Consider the following 10,535-nt stretch of genomic DNA (forward strand, 5'->3'; position numbering starts at 1 on the left):
AATGCGATTTTCCTCTGTCTGGCGGGAGATTTTCCTGCGAAGAAGACGCCATCTTACAGCGATTTTTGGGCTTTCCATCGGGGTCGGGCTTCTGGTCGTTCTCCAGGTCCTGTCTGGTGCCTACAAGGAAGCGGCGCGGATGCCTCTCCGGGAAATCGGCGCGGATATCAGCATCCAACGATCCGGGGATGTGCCGCAAGAGCTGCAAGGGGCCGTGTTTCCCTGTTCGGCGGTGACCATCCGGCACAAGGAAGTGGAGCAGATCGGCAAGATGTCCGGGGTCCGCGCAGTCGGTCAGGCGGTCCTCATGTGGGTCTTCGACAAGGACCAGTTCACCATGTTGCTGGGACTGGACCCTTCAAGTCCCCTGGGCCCTGGAACGCTGCGAAATTTCGTGACCAAGGGCCGCTTCCTCGAAGGGGACGGCCCGCAAGCGCTCGTCGATGCGACCTATGCCCGGGACCGGCAGCTCGACATTGGCGGCGTCGTGACGATCCTCGACAAGCCGTATCCCATCGTCGGGCTCGTCGACGCGTCCCGAGCCTCCAAGATCGCGGTGGCCAATGTCTACCTGCCGCTCAGGGAAGCCCAGGCAGTGGCCAAGGCGTCTCCCCAGGTACAGGGCGTCTCTCCTTTTGAAGCTGGCGATGTGAATCTTGTTTTCGTCCTGGCGGACCAGGGGGCAATTCCCGATTTGTCCAAGGAACTCAAGCAGCTTCTGGGTGACAAAGCAACGGTTGCCAGCCCGGATTCGTTCCTGCGGCAGCTTGGCAATCTCTTTGCCCTGTCCGACAAGTTCGCCGCGGCGACGTCGCTGATCGTCTTGGTCGTGGCCTTCCTGATGGTTTTCAAAACGATCGCCGGAAACATCCAGGAACGTGCGCGGGAAATCGGCGTGCTCAAGTGCCTTGGATGGACGAACGGAAACGTCATCGGACAGCTCCTGGCCGAATCGCTCGCGGAGTGTTTCCTGTCCGGTCTGCTCGGGTTGGCCCTGGCCTGGGGCGTCTGTTTTGTCCTGGGGTTGCAGCAGGTCAAAATCCCCATCCCGTGGGAGATGAGCCCGACGCCGCATTTCCTCCCTGGAGGCGGTGAGCCCGTGTTCAAAACAGTCGCGCTTCCGACCCATCTTTCCTGGTCTCTCGCCTTTGCCGCCGTGGCTCTGTCCCTGCTTGTCGGGGGAGTCACCAGCATCCTGTGCATCGGGCGCATCACCCGGATCAAACCTTCTGAGGTTCTTCGCCATGAATGATCATATTCTGTCCGCTACGGGTATCAAGAAGACGTTCGGAACCGTCGAGGTCGTCAAAGGGGTGTCCGTCGCCTTGCGCGCAGGGGAATTTGTGAGTTTGGTCGGAAGATCCGGCAGCGGGAAAACGACGCTTCTTTCCCTGGTTTCCGGCCTGGACCGTCCGAGTTCCGGACAGGTGAACCTTTGCGGCAAGGACATGGTCGCTGCCTCGGAAAACGAACTGGCGCTTTTCCGGCGGGCCAACATCGGGTTCATCTTCCAATCGTTCCAACTGATTCCGACGCTTTCCGCCTGGGAAAACGTCGCGGTCCCCTTGTTCCCGGAAAAGATGCAGGAAGAAGACCGGCGGCAACGGGCGGTGACGCTGCTGACGCAAATGCAACTGGAGCATCGCCTGGACCATTTGCCCGGTGCCATGTCGGGAGGCGAGAAGCAGCGGGTGGCCATTGCCCGTGCCCTGGTCAACCACCCCAAGATCATCTTCGCCGATGAGCCCACCGGAAATCTGGATTCGCAAACAGGCCAGGCCATCATGCGGATACTGGAAACGCTGCATAAGGAGCAGGGGTTGACCATTCTGATGGTCACCCATGACCTGGAACTGTCCAAAACCGCTGACCGCGTGCTGCGCATGCAGGATGGGGAGATTGTTGCATGAACAGGATCTGTCTTCTTCTGGTTGTCTCGCTGTCGTTGCTGTGGCCTGGCCAGGCCACAGCCGCCGATCCGGTGACTGTCGACGTGCTTTTCATGGATCATGGACCGTTGCGTCCAACACTGAACAAACTCAAGGAAGTCTTTGAAGGCTATGGAACAAGGTTGACCGTTCGCTGGCATGACTTTGAAAGCCCGGAGGGGGAAGAGTTCATGGCCAAGATGGGCATAACAAACCATGTACCACTGGTTATCTGGATGAACGGGAAAGATTCGATTGCTATCGACGGGACGATGTGTACCTTTTCAGGTTTCCCAAGCGGATCGGGGCCGGCCATGTTTCAAGGAAAGTGGACCATCGAGCAGCTGTCAAAAGCACTCGAAATGATCACAAAATAGCTTTCAATGGAAGCGTTGCCATGCGTTATTCGTATATCGTGCAGGAATTGCGGCATAGAGCGCATCGGACACTGCTCAACATTTTGGGTATCACGGTCGGCGTCGGGCTGTTCGTGTCCATCAATGCGGTATCTGACGGCTACCAGAAGGCGGTCCAACTCCCGTTTGCCAATCTCGGTGCCGATCTTGTCGTGCAGCGCGCGGAAAAAAACCGCCAGCCTGGCCAGGGGAGTTTGTCCATGCGTGGCATCAAGCTCCCTTTTTCCAACCAGGTCATAGCCTCCGAGGCCTTCGAAGGACTGCGCAGGTTGGACGATGTCACTGCCGCCGCTGGTTCGCTCCTGCTTTGGGAAGTTATACCCGGTGGTTTTCGGACCATCATGGGGCTTGATTTCTCGCAACCGGAACTCGGACCGGTGCGCCTGACGCAATGGCTAAGCCAAGGTCGTCTCCCGCAGCAGCCAGGGGAGGCCCTGGTGGAAAAGCATTTTGCCAAGTTCCGTCGCATTCGCTTGGGGGATTCCCTGGAAATCGCGGGTAAACCCTTTGCCGTCGTGGGCATGTTGGAAATACGCGAAGGTGCGCAGGTCGCTGCGGCGAATATCTACTTGAGCCTCGCCGATGCCCAGGCTTTGCTTCCCGAGACAGGCGACGCGATCAACGTGGTCTACCTGCGTCTGCGTGATCCGGCCAGACAGGGAGCCGTGCAAGAACACATCCTCACGGCGTTTCCAGGTTTGTCCGCCAACAGTTCGGACAGCTTTCTGGAACTGATGGGGGGCGTTTCGGTGATCGCCGGCAAGTTCTCCGTCGTGGCTTCACTGGTGGCGTTGGGAGGAGCTATCCTGCTTATTCTCAAGTCCATGCTGGCAAGCCTGGGGGAACGTCTTTCCGAAATCGGCGTGCTCAAGGCCGTTGGCTGGACGGGAAGAAACATCCAGGAACAACTTCTTGGCGAGGCGATGGTCCAGTGTCTGCTCGGTGGGCTTCTCGGGATCGTACTCGGATATGCCGGGGCCTACCTCATTGGCACCCTCTCCATTCCGCTCAACCTGGCCTGGGAACTCAATCCCGTGCCTGCTTCGGTGAAGATCGGCGAACTTGCCAACCAATCGATCCGCTTGCCAATTCAGCTTTCGTGGGAGCTCTTGGCAACAGCCCTGAGCTGTTCTGCCGTGACAGGATTTCTTGCAACCGCTCTGATGGGGAAACTGGTCAATAAAATGCGTCCTTCCGATATTTTGGGAAGGCTGTAGGTGGCTTTGAAAACGATAACCCCGCTAAAGTGAATGATAAAAAATAATAAGAGCGGGGTGATACATGCATATCACCCCGCCCAGATGTGAAAGTCAGCGCCCTAGCTGAATCACGATTATTTTGTATCGCGTGATCGTTTCCAAGTCAAGCAGACACCTTTCCCGCCTCCTCCGCCGGCCCTGGCGACGGTTTTCAACTATCCCGAAGCGGTACGGCGGTTGATTCCCACCACCAACTCCATCGAGAGCCTCAACAGCCGGGTCAGGAAACGAGGTGCATCCTCACAAAGGGCCGCGGATGCGCTCACCCAGGGAGTGCATCCGCTTGTCGGCAACCGCGGGGTGTCCGGTTTCGCGGGGCAACTCCACTGGGGAAAAAGGGAAGAATACATTCGAGTTGCGATTAAAGCTTGCATTGGTCGATACTGCGCTTGACAGTTTTTATGAGAGTGAAGCATAAGATGAATGACCATTCATTCAATATAAGGGCGTCACATGGACGACAGACGATTAGACCGCATCTTGGGTGCAGCCACCGACCTTTTTTCCGCACGGGGTTTTGGCGGGACAACAGTGCAGGATATCGCCGACCGGGCGAATGTTTCTGCTGGAACAATCATCAATTATTTCAAGACGAAGGAAAATATCCTGTTCATCTTGGCGCGTCATATTCTTGAGTCTCTCTACAAACAACTCTCTGATATATCGCGCAAGCATGAGGACCCTGCAACTGCTTTGGATGAGATGCTGCGGGCATTTGCCAATTTTGCCCTGCTCGATAAGAATCAGCTAAAAATCATATTTGAAACTGATGTTTTTCTATGCTTGGATAGAAATACATTTCCATTTCAAGATATAGACATGAGTATTATTCGTTGTAAAGTATTGCTTGATAGTCTTATGAAGAAATGTGTTGAGCAAAATGCGACCAGCAGTGCTTTGGCAAACGATAGGACTATCATGATTTGCTCTTTGTTTGTCGGGATAGGGAGGCTGTTGGCTGTAGATAGACTCGATCTGACAATAGGAGATGGTTTTTACGATATGCTACGCAGATGTCTTTGTTGGAAATAGATTAAGAACAGATTCAAAATACTGGCAGAACGAAGAGAAGACAACTGGAGGATAATGACAATCCGAACAGCTAGGCCTCTACGTACTGGGACTGGATGCGTTGGTATATTTTTAATTTCTGTTTGCATCTTAAGTGGCAGTAGCAGCGTCTTCTGTCAATTCACAACCACGTCAATTCCGTAACGAGAGGAGGAAACAAATGCAGTGGTTTTATGACATGAAGATTGGAACTCGTCTCATTTGGTCCTTCATCATCATGTCGATGCTTACCGCCTTTGTTGGATATTTCGGCATTACAAAAATGTCTACTATCAACGATATGGGCGATAAAATCTATAAGCAAGAACTCCTTGGCATTTCTTATGTCAAGGAGGCGAATATCGATCTGGTTTATATCAACCGCGCTCTCAAAAATTTTCTTTTGGCCGCGACCAATGACGAGCGGAATGACTACCTGAACAAGCTCAAAGAATATCAATCGCTCTACAACGAGAATCTGGATAAAGCCAGACCGATGTTCTATACTGACGAGGGCAGACAGTTGCTGAGCAAACTGGGCAAGGCTTGGGACGAGTACAAGCCTGTGCTCACCAAAATTGTCGAACTGGGCAAGGCCGACGCCTTGCAGGAGCATCGTGCGTCCGTTGAGCTGTCCATGAAGGATGGCCGGGTCAAAGGCGATGCCGTGGACGATGTCCTAACCGAACTTACCCGAATCAAAGAGACCAATGCCAGGGACTTCTCTGCCGAGACAACCAGGATTTACGACAGCAGCCGGACACTGTTGATCGTCGTATCGGCAGTGAGCGTCCTGGTGGGCTTGGCTCTGGGGATATTCATCGCCCGAGGTATCAGCCGGCCTCTCCGGGCCGGAGTCGAGTTCGCCAACGCCCTGGCCGTGGGCGACCTGAACAAGACCCTGGAGATAAACCGCAAGGACGAGGTGGGGCTCTTGGCCCAGGCCATGCGCCAAGTGTCCGCGGCCGAGAAAAGCGTCACCGACACCGTGGTCCGCATGGCCCAGGGCGACCTTGAGGTGGAGGTCAGACCCCGTTCCGAGGTTGACATCCTGCTCAAATCCCTGAGCGAACTTGTGTCTGCGGACCGTCAAGTCGCGACGGTTGCCAAAACGCTTTCCAATGGAGATTTGAATGTAGAAGTCAAAACCCGCTCCGAGAACGACCAGCTTATGCATTCTCTCGGCGAGATGGTGGCTCGATTAACGGAAGTGGTCCAAGAGGTGCAGTCGGGATCCGAGAATGTGGCTTCAGGCTCCGAGGAACTTTCTGCCTCCTCCGAAAGCCTGTCCCAGGGGGCCAGTGAACAGGCCTCGGCTGTGGAAGAAAGCTCCTCCTCCATGGAGCAGATGACCTCATCTATAATGCAAAACGCTGATAACGCCCGCCAGACCGAGGCGTTGTCCCGAAAGGCCGCAGAGGATGCCAAGCAATCCGGGACAGCCATGATCAATACCGTGAAAGCCATGCGCGATATCGCTTCAAAGATATCTATCATTGAAGAAATTGCCCGCCAAACGGATTTGCTTGCCCTGAATGCAGCCATCGAGGCTGCCCGCGCCGGCGATCAAGGGCGGGGGTTCGCCGTGGTAGCCTCTGAAGTGCGCAAATTGGCTGAACGCAGCCAAGCCGCAGCCGCTGAAATCAACACCTTGTCCGCGGATTCCTTGGAAGTTGCCGAAGAGGCAGGCCAACTTTTGGAGCGGTTGGTGCCCGATATCATGAAAACTTCCGAATTGGTCCAGGAAATTGCCGCTTCCTCCCAGGAGCAAAGTAGCGGTGCCTCGCAAGTCAACAAAGCCCTGCAGCAACTCGACCAGGTAATTCAGCAAAACGCGAGTGCTTCCGAGGAACTGTCATCTACTGCCGAAGAACTCTCTGCCCAGGCAGAGCAACTTCAGGCCTCGATTGGCTTTTTCAAGATCGGCAATAAGGGGCGACAGGTTGTGAAACGAACCGTGGCCTCCAAGCCCAGCAACCGGACCAAAGCCCTGCCCCAGGCCCGGTCGTCCGGTATTAAGATGCAATTGGGACACGATGCTCCAGATGCCGAAGACAACCAATTCGAGTCCTTCTAACATGCCAAGGACAAGGGGCGTATGTCATGACAAATGACGAGTCTTCCATGGAACAGCGCTATCTTACCCTGACCCTCGGCGAGGATTTATACGCTTTCGCTATTTCCGCCGTCAGGGAGATCCTGGATATGACTGAGATCACCCGCATTCCCCAGACGCCGCCGTATATGCGCGGGGTGGTCAACGTCCGGGGAATCGCCGTGCCAGTGATCGACCTGCGCTCAAAATTCAACCTGGGGCAGGTTGAACAAACACTGCAAACACGGATCATTATTGTCGAAATCAATGACGGACACACAACTTCGGTGATGGGAGCGCTGGCGGACTCGGTGAAGGAGGTGCTCGATATCGACACGAGCAGCATTGCCCCTCCACCGGCAATGGGCGGGGTTACTGCTGCTGATTATATCAAGGGCATCAGCAGACAGGGGGAGCGGTTCATCCTCATCGTCAACGTGGACAAGGTCTTTTCCAGCGAGGAAATTGTTGATTTATCCCGGGTGATGGAGAGTGCTGCCGCGTCGCCGAACGCGCATGAAGATTCGGCTCCCGCCGGTTAGCGATGCGGAATTGCGAGAGACCCTGTTCTCCCCGAGCCGGCCCGTACAGACGTGCGATCGTCCGTGCGGGCCGGCGCACTGCTGGTGAAGTCTGTTGCCTGCATGCTGTGAATTTCAAATGAGCACAGGACATTGTTGCGTTTTCTCCGGGACAGGAGGTCGGTGCGAATCAGTCCAACAAGATCTTGCAGCAGTTCGGTCAGGTGGATGCGGGCCGGGGCATCCCGTTGATTGGTGTTGATCAAGTTTGTGGTGCAAGCGAGATCATGGACATCGCCGCGGACATGGCGGAGCCGGCGACCACATTCGCGGAAGAGCAAAGCCCGCCTAATCTACTGGGGTAAATAGAATATGGTGGCACCAGATCACGCACAGGTATTTCGCGAGGAAGCTCTGGAGCTTTTAACGGAGGTGGAACAACTTCTCTTGGAACTGGAGGTTGATCCGAGCGACGGGGAGAAGGTGGCTCGGCTTTTCCGGGCCATGCACACGGTCAAGGGCTCCGGGGCCATGTTCGGTTTCGACGATTTGGCGTCCTTCACCCACGAGATGGAGACGCTCTGGGATATGGTCCGCACCGGTCAGTTGCCCATCGGCAAGGAGTTGCTGGACGTGTCCTTGCGGTCGCGGGATTGTATGCTGAAACTGCTGACAAATCCAGACAATGTCACGGCGGAAGCCTCAAACGAACTGATCACGCAAATGCGTGCCGTCGCTGGGCGTGAGGAGGCAGAAGCGCCAGGAACCACGAACGTCAGCAAAGCTCCCCAGGCGATAGCGCAACGAGGCAGCGCGTTCACCTGGTGGCTGCGGTATCGGCCGGCACCTGATTGCTTCTTATGCGGTGTTGATCCGACAATTTTTTTTCGGGAACTCTCTGGTCTCGGAAAGGTGTATCCCATCGTGCATTGGGAAGCCGTGCCCCCGCTTGAAACCATGGAACCAGAATCGGTCGCGGTCTGGTGGGATGTGCTGCTCGTGACGCAGACCGGCAAGGACGACTTGCAGGGCATATTTGTATTTGTCGAGGATGAACACGAAGTCCACTTGACCTCTCTGGCGAATGAACCACTGCGCCAGGAGGATTTATATGCGTTCAGGGCGCTGCTTGCCGCCTCAAAATGGGAGGATGCCCCGACCCTGGCCAAGGAGATGGCGCGACAGGTTGCCCATTTCATGGCCGCCCGGCAGGATGGCGCACAGGCTGATGAGACTCAGCCCGCCAAGGCCCGGTCCAAGGATGTCGGAAGCGCCTCCAGCATCCGGGTGGACTCAGCCCGACTGGACAGCATGGTGGATTTGGTTGGGGAACTGGTCGTCATTGAGTCTCGATTGTTCCAGACCGTCGGGAGCGGTGACAGATCTCAACTGCGCGCGATTGCCGAAGAGTTGCAACGTCTCAGCAGCCAGTTGCGGGACGAAGTTCTGGGGCTTCGGATGGTCTCGATCGGTGGGATATTCGGGACGTTTCGTCGTCTGGTCCGTGATTTGGCGGACAGCCTTGGCAAGTCCGCGGTCTTTATTGGCGAGGGGGGCGATACGGAACTTGATAAAAATGTTATTGACCGTCTCAAAGACCCGCTGGTCCATATTCTGCGCAATTGCGTTGATCACGGCATAGAACCCGCGGAGAAACGAGTGGCGGCCGGCAAGCCCGCCCAGGGGACGGTGCGCCTGCGCGCCGAACATGTTGGCGGGGAGGTCCGAATCAGCATCAGCGACGATGGGAGCGGAGTGAACCTGGAACGCGTCAAGCAAAAGGCGGTGGAAAAAGGGTTGCTGGCACCAGGTGAAGATGTTGACGAACGACAATTGTTGGATTTTCTGTTTTCACCTGGTTTTTCTACGGCCAGTAAAATAAGTAGTGTTTCTGGTAGGGGTGTGGGCATGGATGTCGTCAAAAAAAATATCGAGGCTATGAGAGGTGGCGTAAATCTGGAGAGCCATCCCGGACGAGGTTCCACGATCACTGTGCGTCTGCCACTTACCTTGGCCATTATTGACGGCCTGCAGGTTCGGGTTGGCAGCGAATATTATACTATACCACTGGCCGCAACACGCGCCTGCCTGGAGCGTTTTATCGAAGAAACGCCGCCGCACGTTGATGTTATCACTTGGCACGGCCGGATGATCCCGTGCCTCAGCTTGCGAGGCATTTTCGAAGTAGCCGGTCAGCAACCCGATTACGAACGGGTCATCATAGTCGCTGCGGGCGATATGGAAGTCGGTTTGGCCGTGGATGTGGTTGTTGGGCAGCGCCAAGCAGTGATCAAACGCTTAAACGACGTGTACCGGAGTGTGGACTACGTTTCGGGGACCACGGTCAACGGGGACGGTACCATTTCGCTGATTCTTGATGTCGCAAAACTTGTACACGCTGTCGTGTCCTCAGAGACACCGGGCCACGCCTCCGCTTGAGGCATGTCCTTTTCGGGCAGGGATCTCTTTTTACAATTTGTGTTAAACTTATGCAATACTGGATATCCAGCGTCATATAGATCAAAACCGTCTGCAATTGTTCGATTCCCTAACCTGAGACCTGACCAGCGGCGACCTGATTCTTGATGTCGATGATATGAACAAGTTCTGAGTATGGCCGGTCGGGGAGGAGAATGGGGCAGGTTTCGGCCATGGTCGGTAACATAAGTGACCCCGGACGACGTGGGACGTTTCACTGACAGCCGCAGTGACGCTCGATAAAATCATTGTCCATCCAACACCAGCTCATCGACGTTATCGGCTTCGTCCATGACGCTCGATGGCGGCTGTCGTGTTCGGATTGAAACGGCAGCCTCCTGGGTAACACTAAGGCCGGCCTCTCCCCCTCCCAGAAATTCGACCTCGGCTACGCCTCTCTCCTGCGAGTTTGGGGCTGTTCCTATAGAAGCGTACCAAGTTCCTTATGCTGTCGATCCGGTTATGGGAATCGCATATGAATTTTTGCCAAAGCGCAGATGCACGATACGACAAGCGAAATGCTTGCGCAGACCAGGAAATCTGGCGACATAGCCGAATGACCTGCCGGCCTTCCTCGGACCAGTCAATTCTTGAGGGTGGCTCCTGGGATTGAGTTGTTGCCGACCATCTGCGCAAAGGCCATCGGCGTCATTTTGCCGAGGCTCGAATGCGGCCGCACCTCGTTGTAAGTCCTACGCCAATCCTCAATGACCACCTTGGCTTCCGTCCGAGAGCGAAACCACTCCATAGAGAGGCATTCGTCCCGGAATTTGCCGTTGAAGCTTTCG

At 55.4% G+C, this 10,535-nt stretch carries 9 protein-coding genes; 8 read left to right on the forward strand and 1 reads right to left on the reverse strand.

The window, feature by feature from the left end:
* Nucleotide 1 precedes the first annotated feature (1 nt).
* The 8 genes from Q368_RS0119015 (at nt 2) to Q368_RS0119050 (ending at nt 9,708) form a co-directional block, all read left to right on the forward strand.
* Nucleotides 2-1,252: an ABC transporter permease gene (locus Q368_RS0119015; protein ID WP_029460630.1), complete on the forward strand. Its 1,251-nt coding sequence runs from the start codon at nt 2-4 to the stop codon at nt 1,250-1,252.
* Nucleotides 1,245-1,910, forward strand: coding sequence for an ABC transporter ATP-binding protein (locus tag Q368_RS0119020; RefSeq protein ID WP_029460631.1), 666 nt, complete (start codon nt 1,245-1,247; stop codon nt 1,908-1,910). Before Q368_RS0119015 ends, Q368_RS0119020 begins: the two co-directional genes overlap by 8 nt.
* The gene (locus Q368_RS0119025; protein WP_029460632.1) at nt 1,907-2,305 is read left to right on the forward strand and encodes a hypothetical protein; all 399 of its coding nucleotides are present in this window, start codon (nt 1,907-1,909) and stop codon (nt 2,303-2,305) included. The genes Q368_RS0119020 and Q368_RS0119025 overlap by 4 nt, the downstream gene beginning before the upstream one ends.
* 20 nt (nt 2,306-2,325) lie before the next feature.
* Nucleotides 2,326-3,561, forward strand: a complete 1,236-nt coding sequence (locus tag Q368_RS0119030) for an ABC transporter permease (RefSeq protein WP_029460633.1) — start codon at nt 2,326-2,328, stop codon at nt 3,559-3,561.
* A gap of 495 nt (nt 3,562-4,056) precedes the next feature.
* Complete coding sequence (locus Q368_RS24960; protein WP_084158906.1) at nt 4,057-4,635, forward strand: TetR/AcrR family transcriptional regulator; 579 nt, start codon at nt 4,057-4,059, stop codon at nt 4,633-4,635.
* Between the two features lie 199 nt (nt 4,636-4,834).
* Nucleotides 4,835-6,730, forward strand: a complete 1,896-nt coding sequence (locus tag Q368_RS0119035) for a HAMP domain-containing methyl-accepting chemotaxis protein (RefSeq protein ID WP_029460634.1) — start codon at nt 4,835-4,837, stop codon at nt 6,728-6,730.
* Between the two features lie 47 nt (nt 6,731-6,777).
* Complete coding sequence (locus Q368_RS0119040; RefSeq protein ID WP_245611404.1) at nt 6,778-7,290, forward strand: chemotaxis protein CheW; 513 nt, start codon at nt 6,778-6,780, stop codon at nt 7,288-7,290.
* 351 nt (nt 7,291-7,641) lie between these two features.
* Nucleotides 7,642-9,708: a chemotaxis protein CheA gene (locus Q368_RS0119050; RefSeq protein ID WP_043786454.1), complete on the forward strand. Its 2,067-nt coding sequence runs from the start codon at nt 7,642-7,644 to the stop codon at nt 9,706-9,708.
* 622 nt (nt 9,709-10,330) lie between these two features.
* Here Q368_RS0119050 and Q368_RS24965 read toward each other — a convergent pair.
* Nucleotides 10,331-10,535, reverse strand: a 205-nt coding sequence (locus tag Q368_RS24965) for an integrase core domain-containing protein (protein ID WP_029460637.1), incomplete at its 5' end; no start/stop codon positions are given.

This window comes from Solidesulfovibrio alcoholivorans DSM 5433, assembly GCF_000702665.1.
Taxonomy (GTDB): domain Bacteria; phylum Desulfobacterota; class Desulfovibrionia; order Desulfovibrionales; family Desulfovibrionaceae; genus Solidesulfovibrio; species Solidesulfovibrio alcoholivorans.

What these genes read in the sequence shown, in the direction of transcription:
- Q368_RS0119035 (WP_029460634.1), top strand. Translation starts at nt 4,835, where the DNA reads ATGCAGTGGTTTTATGACATGAAGATTGGAACTCGTCTCATTTGGTCC.
- Q368_RS0119020 (WP_029460631.1), top strand. Translation starts at nt 1,245, where the DNA reads ATGAATGATCATATTCTGTCCGCTACGGGTATCAAGAAGACGTTCGGA.
- Q368_RS0119040 (WP_245611404.1), top strand. Translation starts at nt 6,778, where the DNA reads ATGGAACAGCGCTATCTTACCCTGACCCTCGGCGAGGATTTATACGCT.
- Q368_RS0119050 (WP_043786454.1), top strand. Translation starts at nt 7,642, where the DNA reads ATGGTGGCACCAGATCACGCACAGGTATTTCGCGAGGAAGCTCTGGAG.
- Q368_RS24960 (WP_084158906.1), top strand. Translation starts at nt 4,057, where the DNA reads ATGGACGACAGACGATTAGACCGCATCTTGGGTGCAGCCACCGACCTT.
- Q368_RS0119015 (WP_029460630.1), top strand. Translation starts at nt 2, where the DNA reads ATGCGATTTTCCTCTGTCTGGCGGGAGATTTTCCTGCGAAGAAGACGC.
- Q368_RS0119025 (WP_029460632.1), top strand. Translation starts at nt 1,907, where the DNA reads ATGAACAGGATCTGTCTTCTTCTGGTTGTCTCGCTGTCGTTGCTGTGG.
- Q368_RS0119030 (WP_029460633.1), top strand. Translation starts at nt 2,326, where the DNA reads ATGCGTTATTCGTATATCGTGCAGGAATTGCGGCATAGAGCGCATCGG.